This is a genomic window from Pseudoduganella sp. jia 9 (assembly GCF_055502615.1).
Genome location: NZ_JBUPWE010000014.1, coordinates 119,364 through 134,377, shown reverse-complemented (window position 1 = coordinate 134,377; position 15,014 = coordinate 119,364). Strand labels below are relative to the sequence as shown.

Below are 15,014 nucleotides of genomic sequence, written 5' to 3'. Positions count from 1 at the left end.
CCTTATTTTCGGCTTATTGATACTGTATTTTCAGCAGAAGCGCGAGCTGGACGGTAAAATGTCCGGTTTGCGCGCTGCCCGGGCCCCGGAGCCGCGCGCGCGGTAAAGCGCACGAGAGGCTCCAAAATCGATCCGGTACTCACTTCCATCCTGCTGGCCACCACGCTCGCCGGCGCCGCCAGCATCACTGCCGCGGCGCTGTTTTCGTTCACGCTGCTGGCGCGGGTCGTCGAGCGGATGGTCAGCCTGTCGGTCGGCATCATGCTGTCCACTTCGTTGCTGCATGCGCTGCCGGAAGCCTTCGAATCGGGCGCCGACCCGCGCACGCTGTTCGCCACGCTGCTGGCTGGCCTGCTGACGTTCTTCATGCTGGAGAAGCTGGCGATCCTGCGCCACTCGCATCACCACGAGGGCGACGGCCACCACCATGCGCATGGCCACGACAAGCACGAAGCCGGCCGCGCCGGCTGGATGATCCTGGTCGGCGACGGCATGCACAACTTCACCGACGGCATCCTGATCGCCGCCGCGTTCCTGGCCGACCCGCACCTGGGCATCGTGGCCGCCGTGGCCATCATCGCGCATGAAATCCCGCAGGAGATCGGCGACTTCATCGTGCTGCTCAATGCCGGTTTTTCGCGCACGCGGGCCTATGTCTACAACCTGCTCTGCAGCCTGCTGGCCGTGGCCGGCGGCCTGCTCGGCTACTTCACGCTGGACCGCGCCAGCAACCTGATTCCGTATGTGCTGGTGTTTGCATCGTCCGGCTTCATCTATATCGCCGTCAGCGACCTGATGCCGCAGATGCAGCGCCGCGCCACGATGAAGGAAACCGTGCCGCAGGTGCTGCTGATCGCTCTGGGCGTGGGCATCGTGCTGTTCCTGACGGCGGGACGCCACTGAGCCGCCCCTGATCGCGCCGGCGCGGCATGCGGGTTGACGCCGCTCATCCCGACCGCGCCGCATGTCACATGTCTGTCATGACACTGTGCCAGCATGGCTTCGACAATGACAACAACAAAACCACGGAGCCAACACATGCTGAACATCCTGTCGAAACCCATCGGAAATGCCCGGGCCATCTGGCATCTGATCACGTCGCGCCACCGCAAGGCACTGTGCGACTTGCCCCCGACACTATACGAATACTGGTCGCGCACGGCGCAGACCGAATTCCAAGGCATCCCACGGGATGCCTTTTTTTATGTCCGTGCCGCCGATGCGCTGCTGGATTTCTTCGAGTGCGTCAGGCGCAACATCCGCCCGTGCGCCTTGCCGTCGATGGCAGCCGATTCGGTCTGGCACGCATGGCTGCGCCACTCGCCTGCGACGCTGGATGCCTTCTGCGAGCGCCATTTCGGCCAGCGCATTCCCCATGTCGAAGCAGGCGACATGGCCGGTGGCATGGCGCTGCCGCTGGCCATGTCCCTGGTCACCGCACGCAGGCTGGATGGGCTGCCACTGGCCGCCCCCAGCGTGCCTGGACTGTTCGGCACGGACCGCGTCCTGCGCATGCCCGGCGGCTTTGCCTATGCGTTGCGCGGCAGCGACCTGGTTTGCTCGCGCATCGACCGGCGAGGGCAAATGGTGGGGACGGGGCAGGTGCATCCCGCATTGACGCCGGACTTCCTGCTTGCCGCCGGCCTGATCGCCAGGATCGATTCCGAAGGGTGGCTGCCCGGCGGCCAGGCGCGCGACAGGGGCGGGGTGGCCGGCAACGCCACCGAGGTGACTTGCGAGGTGGCTTGCGACGTGGCCGGAAATGTCGCCAGCGCCGCCGATGGCGGTGACAGCGGAGGCGGCGGCAGTTGCGGCGGAGGCTGCGGCGGGGGCGGCTGCGGCAGCTGATGCGATCCGCCGGCGATGGCGTGGATCGCGCAGACACTGAAGGCAGCGGCGGAACGGGAATTGTAATCTAGGCGGCCGTTGTGCTGTATGCCAACGGCTGTCGGTCGATAAAAATAACAGCGGGATATTAATCCTGGAATATATTATTTCCTGTTCGGTACTTTTGTTGCAGTCGACTTTTCGACTATTGAATTGGTAGTTTAAAAATATATTTATTACAAGGTTTTTTCATATTATTGCTGTGCTAGCATTTTGTCCGTTTCCATAAAAAAGGAGCGGGGTGGAATGAAACAATCTGTGAGATTTCTTTCGTTGCTTGCCGGGCTGGCCGTCGTGGCCCCGGTGTTTGCGGATAGTGGGGATGAAATATGCTTTCCGGGGAGCCGGAATTTCTGGAGGGTAATGTGGATGTCGTTAAAAGTCTTTTGAATTTATTGTGGGACCTGGTCTATTCCCTGACTGGTGAGGGAAGCTGGAGATTGCGGCCACATGAAGAAAAAGTGTTGATCGCTGCATTTTCTTTTTTTGACGACGAAATTCAAAAATGTTTACATGGCTTGCTAAGTTGCCGGATTTTTGTGCAGCGGTCGAATAAAAGGGTCAGCCTGCCGAGATTTTACTGCAGACTTTACGTGCGTTCAGCACGGCCTTTGTCTGGCCTGGAGTTTGAGGATAACGTTATTAATGTACGTATAGCAGTGAGGGGGAAGACGCAAATCGCTCAAGTTGCATTTTTTTGCGGTGGAATCGAGAGCATACAGTTCAAGGAGAAGCCTGAATATTATTCAAGCCAAGTCGTCCAGATAGTAAGTGTTTTCAAGGGTAACCCGGACGCAACTCATGCGGCGGCAAGAGATCGCATGGAGCATGGTAAAGAGCCGTAATCCGGAATCCGGCTGACATAATTGCTTGATATAGCTTCAAGAGAATGGGTGCATGGAGTATTTTTGTCAGCTAAGAGGAGCCTATCTCACCATGAAAACTAATGGTTGGCACGACTTTTCCATAATAGATATCCGATCACCCGAACGGTCCTTGGCGCGCCTGGTTGGGTTCAAAGGGGGCATTGGTCCAGGTATTTTGACGACGGGACTGGGTGATAACTGTGCCTGCAAATAATGTCGCACTTCTTATTTTGAATAAGGAAGAGTCCGTTACAAGCATGGTGCGGTTTGTCGAGGTGGATGCGGGTATGTACCTGCTTCCACTGGGATGGCTGCTATCTGGGAAGTTGAAAGGTGCGCGCCTGCTGGATCATAAGTTCGCCATGTCGAATATTGACGGAGTATTAGTCAAGGGGATACCTGGTCCGCGCACGTTGGGAGCCCCGATCTTTGCATATATTCTTTTATTATTTTTTGGATGGATATCGTTGTCTACGCCGCTTTTGGTGCGGCTCAGATTAACTTATATTCGATCTGCAACCATTAAGGATGCCAGGGAAATGGTAGAGGAGATTCTGTCGCGATCCATCTCGGATTTGACCCACTTAAATAATATTCTTAAAAGGGTGCGAAATGCTCGCTCAATTGCGGAATTGGCAGGAATTGTTGCGAAAGTGCGAGAGTGAATAGCTGGGGTGTTTCGCTTGATAATCGTAATCCTGCCGGCAAGAGCAGTAACGCCTTCGATACCAATGGCAACCTTGCATCGCGTACCGATGCGCATGGCATCACGACGACCTTCAAGTACGATGCATTGAACCGGTTGGTACGCGAGGATTACCCCGGCTGGACCAGCACGGTGTTCGAATATGATGGCGGTAATGCTGGTGGCACGGCGAACCTTGACATGAACGGAGGATGATGGAGCGGATGGTGAGGTGAATGGTAATGCGGATTCTGGCTGTCCTTGCGTGCCTGTCGATGGCCGCTCTCGTCGTCGCGCTGGCACGGAGGCCATCGGACCTGTTCCTGGTGGCCCGCGGGCCGGTGCCGGTGCATGCGACGCAAGCCGCCGCGTTGCAGCCGGCCGCCGCCGTGCAGCGGCAGTTGCGGGCCGGCGAACGGGCCGAAGTCATCGCGTGCATCGACGTCAAGGCTTACCTCATCTACGAGATACGGCTGGCCAATGGATTCCGCGGCTTCGTCAACGAAGGCGCGTATGAATTCGAACGGGCGGACGACAGGACGCCACGGCGTTGTCGCTCGATTCATTAACCGGCATTCGCCTGGTATCGATGCAGGGCTTCAGCTCATCCAAAGGAACCATCGCCGCGCAGTACCGCTGGAATCTGGTCGGCCAGCGCCGGTGCCATATGCATCTTGGTCGGGCATTGTTCGAGGCAAGAACGGTCGCTGACCATTCCCACTGCATCCCGAAACGCGCGATCGGCGGAGGTCACGCCCCGGTCGCCACCGGCCGCTCCGGCGCCGCGCACCATTCCGACCACGAGCCGGGATACAGCGCCGCGCCCGGCATGCCGGCCACTTCCAGTGCCAGCAGATTGTGGCAGGCGGTCACGCCGGAGCCGCACTGCATCACCGCGGAGGCGGGCGAAGTAAACAGTGGCGCGAACTCTTCCTGCAACCGGGCGGCAGGCTTGAACTTGCCGTCGGGGCCCAGGTTGTCCTTGAAGAAGCGGTTCTTCGCGCCGGGGATATGGCCGCCGACCGGGTCGATGGTCTCGTTCTCGCCGCGGAAGCGGTCGCTGGCACGGGCATCGACGACGGTAAAGGCTTGCGTGGACAGGTTTGCCACCACGTCGTCCACTGACACCATGCGCGTCAGCGATGGCCGTTCGCCGATCGTGCCGGCCGCGCGCGGCGGCGCCAGGTCGGCCGTTACGGGCTGGCCCGCGGCCTGCCATGCCGGCAAGCCGCCATCGAGCACGGCCACCGCTTCATGGCCGATCCAGCGCAGCAGCCACCACAGCCGCGCCGCGTACATGCCGCCGTGCGCGTCGTAGGCCACTACCTGGCTGTCGTCGTCGATGCCGAAGCGGCGCAGTGCCTCGACCAGTGCGGCGCGCTCCGGCAGCGGATGCCGGCCGCGGAACGTGCTGCCGGCGCCGGTCTTCGGCCCCGATAAATCGTCGTCGATGCTGGCGAACTGCGCGCCGGGCAGGTGGCCGGCGGCGAAGGCGTCACGGCCGAAGGCGGGGTTTAGCAGATCGTGGCGGCAATCCAGCACGACCCATTCTGGATCGTCGATATGCGCGGCCAGGGCGGCGGCGTCGATCAGGGTGGTGAACATGTACTCTCCTCAAACTTCGCTGGCGATGGGGTCGGTCGAGGCAACGGCCTTGCCGCGCTCGGTGTTCCGGGTATTGTAGAACGTGGCGGCGCTGCCCGAGGCGAGGATGATGCCGATGCCCAGCCAGCTGTGCCAGTCGAACGAGTCGGAGAACACGAGCACGCCCCAGATACTGGAGAACACGATGCCCGTGTACTGCAGGTTGGCGACCACCAGGGTATTGCCGAGGCGGTAGGCGCGCGTCATCGAAATCTGCGCGGCGGTGGCGAACAGGCCGATACCGAGCAGCAGCAGGAAGCCGTGGCCCGTGTTCAGCGAATGGAATACGGCCGGGCCGCCGCCCGCTTCGGCGAAGGTGCCGAGCAGGCCGGCCACCACGTTCGACACGGCGAAATAAAACACCACGCGGTTTTCCGGCTCGCCCGCCAGGCCCAGCTTGCGCACCTGCATGTAGGCCACCGCCGTGAGGATCGACGAGAAGATCGCGATCAGCGCGTACACCAGCTGGTCGGACTGGAACGCCGGCTGCAGCAGCAGCACGACACCCACGAAGCTCATGGCCACCGCCACCAGCAGCGGCCATGCCACCTGGTTCTTCGCCTGCCACCAGCCGTGCGCAAACAGCCATACGGCGATCCAGATCGGCGACAGGTAGTTCAGGGTCATCGCCGTGGCCAGCGGCAGCTTGGCGATCGAGAAGAACCACAGCCACAGCGAGATCACGCCGACGATGCTGCGCCACAGGTGCCCCATCGCGAAGCGTGTCTTCAACGTGCCGCCCTGCAGGCGGATCAGCACCAGCAGCACGGTCACGCCCACGATGCCGCGGTACATCACGATCTCCGAGGTGGAGAACATATCGGAGGCCAGCTTGACGCAGACGCCCATGGCGGCAAACAGGAAACTGGCGAACAACATCCAAAGCGATTGCATTACATGGTCCCAAAAAGGTTCAAGGGGACAGTCCGTTGCGATCCGGATCTGTCCCCTTGTTTTTTCATTTATCTATACGGCGATTTTACTTCGGTACCATTCGTGGAAGTGCTGCATGCCGTCTTCCATCGGGCTCTGGTAAGGCCCCGCGTCCGATGTGCCCCGGTCCAGCAGGATCTTGCGGCCGGCATCCATGCGCTGCGCGATCTCGTCGTCCTCGACGCAGGTTTCCATGTAGGCCGCGCGTTCCGCATCCACGAATTCGCGCTCGAACAGTACGATCTCCTCGGGATAATAGAACTCCACCACGTTCTTCGTGCGGTTCGGGCCTTCCGGCCACAAGGTCGACACCACCAGCACGTGCGGATACCACTCCACCATGATGTTCGGGTACAGCGTCAGCCAGATGGCGCCATAGGGCGGCGCTTCGCCATTGCGGAACTTCAGCACCTGTTCCTGCCAGCGCTGGTAGACGTCCGAACCCGACTTCTTCAGGCCGCGGTTCACGCCCACCGTCTGCACCGAGTAATCGGCGCCGAATTCCCAGCGCAGGTCGTCGCAGGAGACGAAGCCGCCCAGGCCGGGGTGGAACGGCTCGACGTGGTAATCCTCGAGGTAGACCTCGATGAAGGTCTTCCAGTTGTAGTCGCAGTGGTGCACTTCCACGTGATCGAGCATGTAGCCGCTGAAGTCCAGGTCCTTCGTCACGGACATGTCCTTCAGCTTTTCCATCACGTTGTAGCCGTTCTGCTCGAACAGCAGGCCGTTCCAGCTTTGCAGCGGCGCTTTCGGCAGGTTCAGGCATGGCGTTTCCGGGAAATGCGGGGCGCCGATCAGTTCGCCCTTCAGGTCGTAGGTCCAGCGATGCAGCGGACAGACGATCGTGTTGGCATTGCCGCGTCCGTTGAACATCAGCGCCTGGCGGTGCCGGCACACATTCGACAGCAGTTCGATACCCTGGGCATTACGGACCAGCATGCGCCCCTCGTTTTCCGAAGCGAGGGTCGTAAAGTCGCCGATGTTCGGCACCATCAGTTCATGGCCCACATAACGTGGGCCGTTCTGAAACAATTGCTGCATTTCACGCTGCAGTAGCGCTTCGTCAAAATAGACGTGGACCGGAAGTTGCGCATTCGAGCGCGCCAGCCTGGCGTGGGTACCCAGATCGGACATCCCAACCCCCCTTAATTAAAGTACTGCAAACCAAGAAGAGACAGAATCCGCAAAGACCTGAATTCAGAGTATGAGAACGGTATTTCGGACAGAACCGGCGATTATAGCGTGAACGGCTTGGTTCTGCCGATAAATCTTCGTTTCATCCCCGGGGTGGCCGGCATTGTGCTCCCTTTCGTTAAACAGGGGTGCCGCCTTGGCGGCAATTGCAACATGGCACGCCTGGCCGCGTTGTCATTTTGGACCGTGCGGGACACTTTGTTCTAAAATAACGGGCTAAACTCCAGCACTGAGTCAAAATCAAGTCATGGTCAATAAAACAAACATCGCTGAAAATGCCGCGTCCGCGTCCGCGCCAGCTTCTTTTGAAGAGGCAATGGCCGAACTGGCGCAGCTCGTCACGCAGATGGAATCCGGGCAGCTGCCGCTGGAGGCGTCGGTCGCGGCCTACGCACGCGGTTCGGAACTGGTGAAGTTCTGCGCGAGCCAGCTGGACAAGGTGGAATCGCAGGTGAAGGTCCTCGAAGGCGACATGCTCAAGCCCTTCGCCGACGGCGACGAGGGCGCGCCATGACGGAAGCAGTCACGTTCCAGGACTGGATGCGCAGTATCCAGTCGGGCATGGAAGCGGATATGTCCGCGTATTTGCCTGCCGGCAATGCCGAACCCGCGAAACTGCATGCAGCGATGCGCTATGCGCTGCTGGGCGGCGGCAAGCGCGTGCGCCCGCTGCTGGTGTATGCGGCCGGCGCCCTGTTCGGCGCCGATGCGCAAACGCTGTCGCGCGCCGCCGCCGCCGTGGAGATGATCCATGCGTATTCGCTGGTGCACGACGACATGCCGTGCATGGACGACGATGCACTGCGCCGCGGCAAACCCACGGTGCACGTGGCGTACGACGAAGCGACCGCGCTGCTGGTCGGCGATGCGCTGCAATCGCAGGCATTCACCGTTCTGGCCGGGTGCGACGACGTGTCGCCGGCACGCCTGCTGGCCATGGTGCGGCTGCTGGCCGATGCGGCGGGTTCCGCCGGCATGTGCGGCGGCCAGGCGATCGACCTGGACAGCGTGGGCCTGCCGCTGACGCTGGAACAGCTGGAGCGCATGCACCAGTTGAAGACTGGCGCGCTGCTGCGTGCCTCCGTGGTGCTCGGCGCGCTGGCCGGCAAGGACCTGTCCCCGGCCGAACTGGCAGCACTGCACGCGTACAGCCGCGCGATCGGCCTGGCCTTCCAGGTCGTCGACGACGTGCTCGACGCCACCGCCGACTCGGCGACCCTCGGCAAGACGGCCGGCAAGGATGCCGCCGACAACAAACCCACCTACGTCTCGATCCTCGGGCTCGACGAATCCGTCGCCCTGGCCGAACAATTGCGGCGCGACGCCCACGCGGCGCTTGGCGCCTTTGGCGACGGCGCACAGCGCCTGCGCGAACTCGCGGACCTGATCGTGCAGCGGAAGGCATAAATGAACCTGCTTCAAACCATTAACAACCCGGCCGACCTGCGCAAGCTGCCGCGCCACCAGCTGGTGCCGCTGGCCAGCGAACTGCGCAGCTTCCTGCTCGATTCCGTCTCGAAGACGGGCGGCCACCTGTCGTCCAACCTCGGTACCGTCGAACTGACTGTCGCATTGCATTACGTCTTCAACACGCCGCACGATCGCATCGTGTGGGACGTGGGCCACCAGACCTATACGCACAAGATCCTCACCGGCCGGCGCGACCAGTTCCACACGCTGCGCCAGCTGGACGGTATTTCCGGCTTCCCGCGCCGCGTCGAAAGCGAATACGACACGTTCGGCACCGCGCACTCGTCCACGTCGATCTCCGCCGCGCTGGGCATGGCCATGGCCGCGAAGATCAAGGGCGAACAGCGCCACGCGATCGCCGTGATCGGCGACGGCTCGATGACGGCCGGCATGGCGTTCGAGGCGCTGAACAACGCCGGCGTGGAAGAAGACTGCAACCTGCTGGTGATCCTGAACGACAACGACATGTCGATCTCGCCGCCGGTCGGCGCGCTGAACCGCTACCTGGCACGGCTGATGTCCGGCCAGTTCTACGCCGCCGCGAAAAACGTCGGCAAGTCGGTGCTGCCGGCGCCGATGCTGGAACTGGCGAAGAAGCTGGAAGAACATGCCAAGGGCATGGTGGTGCCGGCCACGATGTTCGAGGAATTCGGCTTCAACTACATCGGCCCGATCGACGGCCACGACCTCGATTCGCTGGTTCCCACGCTGCAGAACATCCGCAACCTGAAAGGGCCGCAGTTCCTCCACGTGGTCACGAAAAAAGGCCAGGGCTACAAGCTGGCCGAGGCGGAACCGATCCTGTACCACGGCACCGGCAAGTTCAATCCGGCCGAAGGCATCAAGCCGGCCGCGGCACCGGCCAAGCTGACCTACACCGAAGTGTTCGGCAACTGGCTGTGCGACATGGCGGCGCAGGACGAACGCCTGGTCGGCATCACGCCGGCAATGCGCGAGGGGTCGGGCATGGTGCGCTTCCATGCCGAATACCCGCAGCGCTACTTCGACGTGGGCATCGCCGAGCAGCACTCCGTCACGTTCGCCGGCGGCCTGGCCTGCGAAGGCATGAAGCCGGTGGTGGCGATCTACTCGACCTTCCTGCAGCGCGCCTACGACCAGCTGATCCACGACGTGGCGCTGCAGAACCTTGACGTGACGTTCGCGCTGGACCGCGCCGGCCTGGTGGGTGCCGACGGCGCCACGCACGCCGGCAACTACGACCTGGCGTACCTGCGCTGCATCCCGAACATGGTGGTGATGGCCGCATCGGACGAGAACGAGTGCCGCCAGATGCTGACCACCGCCTACCAGTATCCCGGACCGGCCGCGGTGCGCTATCCGCGCGGCGCCGGCATCGGCGCGGCCACTTCGCCGGCGCTGGCGGCGATCGACCTGGGCAAGGGCGAACTGCGCCGCCAGGGCGAGCGCGTGGCCATCCTGGCATTCGGCGCGATGGTGGCGCCGTCGATCAAGGCGGGCGACACGCTGAACGCCACGGTGGCCAACATGCGCTTCGTGAAGCCGCTGGACGTGGAGCTGGTGAAGGAACTGGCCGCTTCGCACGACTACCTGGTCACGGTGGAAGAGGGCTGCGTGATGGGCGGCGCCGGGGCCGCGGTGGCCGAGGCGCTGGCCGAAGCGGGCATCGCCAAGCCGCTGCTGATCCTCGGCCTGCCCGACAAGTTCATCGACCACGGCGACCCGGCCAAGCTGCTGGCCAGCGTGGGCCTGGACGCCGATGGCATCGCCAGGTCGATCAAGGCGCGCTTCCTCGGCGGCGAGCCGCGGCTGGTGGTCAGCAACGGCTGACCGGCTCGGACCTGCATAAGAACGGCGCCGCGGCGCCGTTTTTCATTGCGTGCTCGCCAGCGCCGGCACGGCCCGCGCCATCGCCGCGAATCCCGCATCGTTCGGATGCAGGTGGTCGCCCGAGTCATATTCGGGCCGCAGATGCGCCGGCTCGGCCGGATCGCGCAGCGCCGCATCGAAATCGGCCATGGCGTCGAATTCCCCGCTGTCCCTGATCCACGTGTTGACCTGCCGGCGCACCGCTTCCTTGGCAGGCGTCCAGTAACCCGCGAACGGCGTGCCGGGCAGCGCGTTGCCGAAAGGTGGCAGCGTGCCGCCGATCACCCGGACGCCGCGTGCACGGGCGCGGGCGATCAGTACACGATAGCCGTCGATCAGCCGCCCTGCCGTCATGGCCGGGTCATGCGGCGCGAAGGCCGTGCCGGGCCAGCCGATGTCGTTGGTCCCCAGCAGGACCACCACGGCGGTCACGCCGGGCTGCTCCAGCACGTCCGCATCGAGCCGCTCGATTGCCTTTAGCCCCATCTTCGACGACAGCAGCCGGGCGCCGGAAATGCCCGCATTGGCGACGGCCGTGCCTTGCGGGGCGAGCCGTTGGGCCAGGAAGTCCGGCCAGCGGCGGTGGCGGTCCGGCGTCGAGCCATTGCCGTCGGTGATCGAATCGCCCAGTGCGACGATGGTGCCGCCCTGTCCGGCGACGTGGACGGCGGCCAGGAAGGCGCGGCCGTGCAGGCGTGGCGCATCGTCCAGTGCCGCCGCCGCCGTCGCGTTGCCGGGGGCGATATAGCCGGTTTGCTGCGCGCCCCAGTGGAAGGTCGCCAGCGGCGCCGGCCCGGGGAACCAGGCCGATACCGTCAGGCGTTCGAGTGCCGCGACCCGGAATGGGACGGGATCGCTGGCCGCGGTGCCGCCGGGCGGAATCGTGACCTCCGGGCGGCCGGCGAAGGTGATTACCCGGTCGCTGGCGGTGTCGATGGCGGACGTGGCGCCTGGCTCGCCTGCGGTGCGGGCAAGGCGCGCGGCACCGACCAGCAGCGGCACCGTGCCGTAGCGGTTCGACAGCACCACGCGGATGGCGGTGCCGCCCGTGGAAAGCCGCAGTACCTCGCGCACCGTGCTGCCGGCAACCGTCGCCGGCACGTTGGTGGCGAGGGCGAAACCGGGCGGCCAGGCCGGTTGCGGCGCCGCGTACCAGCTGGCCTGCCAGTCGGGCGATGCAAGGGCGGACGATGCAAGGGCAGACGATGCAGGGGGCGATGCAGGGGCAGGCATGGCCACTACGGCGGCCAGCACGGCGGCGGCAAGGGATCGGATCGTGAACATGGTGGCTCCTTGTGAATGAAAAACAGCGGGAGAGGGCATGTTCGGTCATTCCATACTGTCGCGGTAGACGCGGGAATCGACTATAGTTAATGCCGATCTGGAATGAGGCCTGCCATGGATATGATGCGTTCGCTGCACTATTTTGTCCGCACGGTGGAGCTGGGCAGCCTGTCCGCGGTGGCCCGCGAAGAGGGCGTGACGCAACCGACCGTCAGCAAGATCATCGCGGCGCTGGAGCGCGATGTCGGCGTGCGCCTGCTGGAACGCTCGACCACCAGCCTGGCGCCGACCGCCGAAGGGCGGCGCTTTCACGACAGGGCGCGCGGCCTGCTGGCCGATTTCGATGCCGCCGTGACGGAGGCGCGCGGCGGCGGCTCGTTGCGCGGGCTGCTGCGCGTCAGCGCTCCGGTGGCGCTGGGGCAGTTGCGCCTGAACGGGCTGGTGCTGGAGTTCCTGGCGCTGCATCCGGGAATCGAACTGGAGCTGATCCTGAACGACCGGATGGTCGACCTGGTGGAGGAAGGTATCGACGTGGCCGTCCGGCTGGGCGGCGCGCTGCCGCAGGACATGGTGGCGCGCAAGGTCGCGGTCTCGGCAAGGCTGCTGGTGGCGGCGCCGGCGTACCTGGCGCGCCATGCCTTGCCGCGAACGCCGGATCATCTGGCGCAACACGATTACGTGCGCTTCGCGTGGCTGCCGGCCGGCGATGTCATCACGCTGCAGGACGGCAGCCGCAGCATGGCGATCACGGTGAAAAGCCGCTATCGCGTGAACCACGCGCTGGCGATCCGCGACAGCCTGGTCCAGGGTGCCGGCATCGGCCTGTGCCCGCAATGGCTGGTGGGCGACCTGCTGGAAGCGGGCACGCTGCAGCCCGTGCTGCCGGGCTGGCATGGTGTGCCGCAGGAAGTGCACCTGCTGGCGGGACGGTATCGCAGCGCCCGGGCGCGGGTGTTCATCGAATTTCTCGCTGGGCGCCTGCCGGCACTGCCCGGCTTCAGCATGGCCGCCGCTTGACGCCGGCGTGGCGAAGGTGACAATGGAAATATTTCTGGGTGTTTAACGAAGCGTGCGCTGCACACAATTTACCCGGATCGACGACCCGCTGGCTTACCCCTTCCTTTACTTTTTCCTGTAGGATACCGACTTTCGTCCGCGCAAAACGCTTGACGATAATCAAGCTGAAGCCTGCGGCTAATCAAGGCGCGCGGGCTGGAAATCATATCGGGCAGGAACACACGTCATCTGTTCTCATGTCCATCTTTTTCGGAGACGGAATGGGAGCAGTACCCCCATCTGTCCAGCGCACCGGCAGGCTGGTCGCGCTGGCCTGCATCATTGCGGTGGCAAGCGCCGCCGCCGCGGAAGCACTGCGCTGGTCCGGCGCTACACGGCAGGCCGAGCAGCCCGCCATCGCGAGCACGGTTGCGGCACCCGCTCCCGTCGCCATCAACGAAGTCAGCCATTCGATCATCCCGATGCCGGCCGGCGTGCCTTCGGCGCACGCCAGCGCGCTGGCGGCGCTGCCGGGCGGCGACCTGCTGTCGTTCTGGTGGGCCGGCAGCCGCGAAAGCGGGCCGGATGTGAAAGTGTATGCATCGCGCTGGTCGAACGGCACCTGGAGCGGTAACTGGGTGGTGGCCAGCCGAGAATCGCTGGGCAAGGCGCTCGGCTTCGGCGTGCGCCGCATCGGCAATCCGGTGGCCTGGACCGCGCCCGACGGCACGGTGCACCTGTACGTGGTGGCCACCGGCCTGGGCGGCTGGGCCGCTTCGCGCATCGTCCAGCTGCAATCGCGCGATGATGGCGCTACCTTCGCGGTACGCCGCGTATTGCCGCTGTCGCCGCTGTTCAATACCAGCACGCTGGTGCGCACGTCGCCGGTGCCGCTGGCCGACGGCGGCTGGTGGCTGCCGGTCTATTTCGAGATCGGCAACAAGTACCCGATGCTGCTGGCGTTCGACGCCGGCGGCGCGCCACGCCGCATGGCCCGCATCGGCACCGGCACCTCGTCGCTGCAGCCGGCCATCGTGCCGGTATCGGCCACCGAAGTGCGCGCCTGGATGCGCGACGCCGGCGAGGAGCAGCGCGTGCAGCAGGCGATCAGCCGCGACGGCGGCGCCAGCTGGGAAGACCTGGCACCCACGCAACTGGCGAACCAGAGCACGTCGCTGGCCGCGCTGCGCCTGTCGAGCGGCGCCTTCCTGATGCTGTACAACCACGTGGCCGCGGGCGGCTCCGACCGCAACGTGCTGTCGCTGGCGCTGTCGACCGATGCGCGCACGTGGCGCCCGCTGGCCGACATCGTCAGCGGCAAGCCGGGCGACGAGTTCTCCTATCCGACCATGCAGCAGGTGGGCGACAAGCTCCACATCACGTATACGCACCAGCGCCAGGCGATCGCCCATCACCTGCTGCGCATCACGCCTGGAAAGGATCCGTTATGACGCTGCCCGATCTCGCGCTGCAGATCGTTTACGGCAAAGTGGCCTGGGCGCTGGTACTGGTGGCCCTGCTGCTGGCCTGCGCGCCCGGCCTGGCGCAGCGCCACTGGCGTGGCGTGGCCGCCGCCTTCGCCATCCTGTGCGTACTGCCCGGCGAGTGGTCGCCCAGCTACTGGCTGACGCTGGCCTTCCAGTACCCGAGCGGCCTGCTGGCCGGGCTCGGCCTGGTGTCGCTGGAGCGCCGCCGCCAGGGGAGCAAACCGCGCCTCGTGTTGCCGCTGGCGCTGGCGCTGCCGCTGGTGCTGGCCGGCGTGGTCCTGTACCTGGACACCTTTGGCGTGCTGGCCCTGGGCCTGTACCATGGCGGCTTCGGCGCCGTCGGCGCGCCGCTGCTGGGTTTCGTGGCGATCGCGGCCTGCGCGTTCGCCATCTGGCGCGGCCTGGCACTGCAGCCGGCGCTGGCACTGCTGGCCGGCCTGCTGCTGTACGCACTGCTGCGGCTGCCGACGGGGAACCTGTGGGATGCGCTGCTCGATCCGCTGCTATGGATGTGGGCACTGGGCTCGGCCGTTGCCGCCGGCGTACGCCAGGCGGCCGGCGCGCGCGTGCCGGCAATGCGGCCGCAAGCCCAGCCGCAACCGCAACCGCAGCCGCAAGCGGGGCAGCAAGCGGGCCTGGAACCCGTCCTGGCGCTGGTGCCCGACGCCGCGCCGGCGCGCGCGGCCGCAATCGAACAAATCAAACGGTAAGGGAGTAATA

The 15,014-nt window shown here is 64.4% G+C and carries 17 protein-coding genes; 12 read left to right on the top strand and 5 right to left on the bottom strand.

Going from position 1 to position 15,014, the window contains the following annotated elements:
- Positions 1-2: 2 nt before the first annotated feature.
- Positions 3-263 (bottom strand): hypothetical protein, encoded by a 261-nt coding sequence (locus tag ACY34H_RS19815; protein ID WP_464979183.1) that lies wholly within the window; start codon positions 261-263, stop codon positions 3-5.
- Between ACY34H_RS19815 and ACY34H_RS19810 the strand changes: the two genes are divergently transcribed.
- The 6 genes from ACY34H_RS19810 (at position 199) to ACY34H_RS19785 (ending at position 4,007) form a co-directional block, all read left to right on the top strand.
- Complete coding sequence (locus ACY34H_RS19810; RefSeq protein WP_464979285.1) at positions 199-903, top strand: ZIP family metal transporter; 705 nt, start codon at positions 199-201, stop codon at positions 901-903. The two genes, ACY34H_RS19815 and ACY34H_RS19810, sit on opposite strands and share 65 nt — an antisense overlap.
- A gap of 135 nt (positions 904-1,038) precedes the next feature.
- Positions 1,039-1,848 carry a hypothetical protein gene (locus ACY34H_RS19805; protein ID WP_464979182.1) on the top strand — a complete coding sequence of 270 codons (810 nt, stop codon included), beginning with the start codon at positions 1,039-1,041 and terminating at the stop codon, positions 1,846-1,848.
- Between the two features lie 368 nt (positions 1,849-2,216).
- Positions 2,217-2,732: a hypothetical protein gene (locus ACY34H_RS19800; protein ID WP_464979181.1), complete on the top strand. Its 516-nt coding sequence runs from the start codon at positions 2,217-2,219 to the stop codon at positions 2,730-2,732.
- Between the two features lie 221 nt (positions 2,733-2,953).
- Positions 2,954-3,418: a hypothetical protein gene (locus ACY34H_RS19795; protein ID WP_464979180.1), complete on the top strand. Its 465-nt coding sequence runs from the start codon at positions 2,954-2,956 to the stop codon at positions 3,416-3,418.
- Complete coding sequence (locus ACY34H_RS19790; protein ID WP_464979179.1) at positions 3,415-3,654, top strand: RHS repeat domain-containing protein; 240 nt, start codon at positions 3,415-3,417, stop codon at positions 3,652-3,654. Before ACY34H_RS19795 ends, ACY34H_RS19790 begins: the two co-directional genes overlap by 4 nt.
- Before the next feature lie 26 nt (positions 3,655-3,680).
- Positions 3,681-4,007, top strand: a complete 327-nt coding sequence (locus ACY34H_RS19785) for a hypothetical protein (RefSeq protein WP_464979178.1) — start codon at positions 3,681-3,683, stop codon at positions 4,005-4,007.
- 181 nt (positions 4,008-4,188) lie between these two features.
- Here the strand turns inward: ACY34H_RS19785 and ACY34H_RS19780 are convergent, their stop codons facing one another.
- From ACY34H_RS19780 to ACY34H_RS19770, 3 genes are all read right to left on the bottom strand, one after another.
- Positions 4,189-5,043, bottom strand: coding sequence for a sulfurtransferase (locus tag ACY34H_RS19780; protein ID WP_464979177.1), 855 nt, complete (start codon positions 5,041-5,043; stop codon positions 4,189-4,191).
- A 9-nt stretch (positions 5,044-5,052) separates the two neighbouring features.
- Positions 5,053-5,976 (bottom strand): DMT family transporter, encoded by a 924-nt coding sequence (locus tag ACY34H_RS19775; RefSeq protein WP_464979176.1) that lies wholly within the window; start codon positions 5,974-5,976, stop codon positions 5,053-5,055.
- A gap of 72 nt (positions 5,977-6,048) precedes the next feature.
- Complete coding sequence (locus ACY34H_RS19770; protein ID WP_464979175.1) at positions 6,049-7,149, bottom strand: aromatic ring-hydroxylating oxygenase subunit alpha; 1,101 nt, start codon at positions 7,147-7,149, stop codon at positions 6,049-6,051.
- 307 nt (positions 7,150-7,456) lie between these two features.
- Here ACY34H_RS19770 and ACY34H_RS19765 point away from each other — a divergent pair, with 307 nt between their 5' ends.
- The 3 genes from ACY34H_RS19765 to dxs are packed head-to-tail and all read left to right on the top strand — an operon-like array spanning position 7,457 to position 10,488.
- The gene (locus ACY34H_RS19765; protein ID WP_464979174.1) at positions 7,457-7,723 is read left to right on the top strand and encodes an exodeoxyribonuclease VII small subunit; all 267 of its coding nucleotides are present in this window, start codon (positions 7,457-7,459) and stop codon (positions 7,721-7,723) included.
- On the top strand, positions 7,720-8,616 hold the full coding sequence (locus ACY34H_RS19760) for a polyprenyl synthetase family protein (RefSeq protein WP_464979173.1): 897 nt from the start codon (positions 7,720-7,722) through the stop codon (positions 8,614-8,616). The genes ACY34H_RS19765 and ACY34H_RS19760 overlap by 4 nt, the downstream gene beginning before the upstream one ends.
- Positions 8,617-10,488 (top strand): 1-deoxy-D-xylulose-5-phosphate synthase, encoded by a 1,872-nt coding sequence (gene dxs / locus ACY34H_RS19755; protein WP_464979172.1) that lies wholly within the window; start codon positions 8,617-8,619, stop codon positions 10,486-10,488. It abuts the gene before it with no gap.
- Between the two features lie 42 nt (positions 10,489-10,530).
- Here the strand turns inward: dxs and ACY34H_RS19750 are convergent, their stop codons facing one another.
- Positions 10,531-11,811 (bottom strand): SGNH/GDSL hydrolase family protein, encoded by a 1,281-nt coding sequence (locus tag ACY34H_RS19750; protein ID WP_464979171.1) that lies wholly within the window; start codon positions 11,809-11,811, stop codon positions 10,531-10,533.
- Positions 11,812-11,925: 114 nt separating this feature from the next.
- Here ACY34H_RS19750 and ACY34H_RS19745 point away from each other — a divergent pair, with 114 nt between their 5' ends.
- The 3 genes from ACY34H_RS19745 to ACY34H_RS19735 all read left to right on the top strand — a co-directional run bounded on the left by ACY34H_RS19745 (position 11,926) and on the right by ACY34H_RS19735 (position 15,004).
- Positions 11,926-12,828: a LysR family transcriptional regulator gene (locus ACY34H_RS19745; RefSeq protein ID WP_464979170.1), complete on the top strand. Its 903-nt coding sequence runs from the start codon at positions 11,926-11,928 to the stop codon at positions 12,826-12,828.
- 260 nt (positions 12,829-13,088) lie between these two features.
- Entirely contained in the window at positions 13,089-14,258 is a 1,170-nt protein-coding gene (locus ACY34H_RS19740) for a sialidase family protein (protein WP_464979169.1), read from the top strand.
- On the top strand, positions 14,255-15,004 hold the full coding sequence (locus ACY34H_RS19735) for a hypothetical protein (RefSeq protein ID WP_464979168.1): 750 nt from the start codon (positions 14,255-14,257) through the stop codon (positions 15,002-15,004). The genes ACY34H_RS19740 and ACY34H_RS19735 overlap by 4 nt, the downstream gene beginning before the upstream one ends.
- Positions 15,005-15,014 lie beyond the last annotated feature (10 nt).

Coding starts and splice junctions, on each gene's coding strand:
- ACY34H_RS19815 (WP_464979183.1), bottom strand. CDS start 263: ATGATGCCGACCGACAGGCTGACCATCCGCTCGACGACCCGCGCCAGC.
- ACY34H_RS19805 (WP_464979182.1), top strand. CDS start 1,039: ATGCTGAACATCCTGTCGAAACCCATCGGAAATGCCCGGGCCATCTGG.
- ACY34H_RS19800 (WP_464979181.1), top strand. CDS start 2,217: ATGCTTTCCGGGGAGCCGGAATTTCTGGAGGGTAATGTGGATGTCGTT.
- ACY34H_RS19785 (WP_464979178.1), top strand. CDS start 3,681: ATGCGGATTCTGGCTGTCCTTGCGTGCCTGTCGATGGCCGCTCTCGTC.
- ACY34H_RS19780 (WP_464979177.1), bottom strand. CDS start 5,043: ATGTTCACCACCCTGATCGACGCCGCCGCCCTGGCCGCGCATATCGAC.
- ACY34H_RS19775 (WP_464979176.1), bottom strand. CDS start 5,976: ATGCAATCGCTTTGGATGTTGTTCGCCAGTTTCCTGTTTGCCGCCATG.
- ACY34H_RS19770 (WP_464979175.1), bottom strand. CDS start 7,149: ATGTCCGATCTGGGTACCCACGCCAGGCTGGCGCGCTCGAATGCGCAA.
- ACY34H_RS19765 (WP_464979174.1), top strand. CDS start 7,457: ATGGTCAATAAAACAAACATCGCTGAAAATGCCGCGTCCGCGTCCGCG.
- ACY34H_RS19760 (WP_464979173.1), top strand. CDS start 7,720: ATGACGGAAGCAGTCACGTTCCAGGACTGGATGCGCAGTATCCAGTCG.
- dxs (WP_464979172.1), top strand. CDS start 8,617: ATGAACCTGCTTCAAACCATTAACAACCCGGCCGACCTGCGCAAGCTG.
- ACY34H_RS19750 (WP_464979171.1), bottom strand. CDS start 11,811: ATGTTCACGATCCGATCCCTTGCCGCCGCCGTGCTGGCCGCCGTAGTG.
- ACY34H_RS19745 (WP_464979170.1), top strand. CDS start 11,926: ATGGATATGATGCGTTCGCTGCACTATTTTGTCCGCACGGTGGAGCTG.
- ACY34H_RS19740 (WP_464979169.1), top strand. CDS start 13,089: ATGGGAGCAGTACCCCCATCTGTCCAGCGCACCGGCAGGCTGGTCGCG.
- ACY34H_RS19735 (WP_464979168.1), top strand. CDS start 14,255: ATGACGCTGCCCGATCTCGCGCTGCAGATCGTTTACGGCAAAGTGGCC.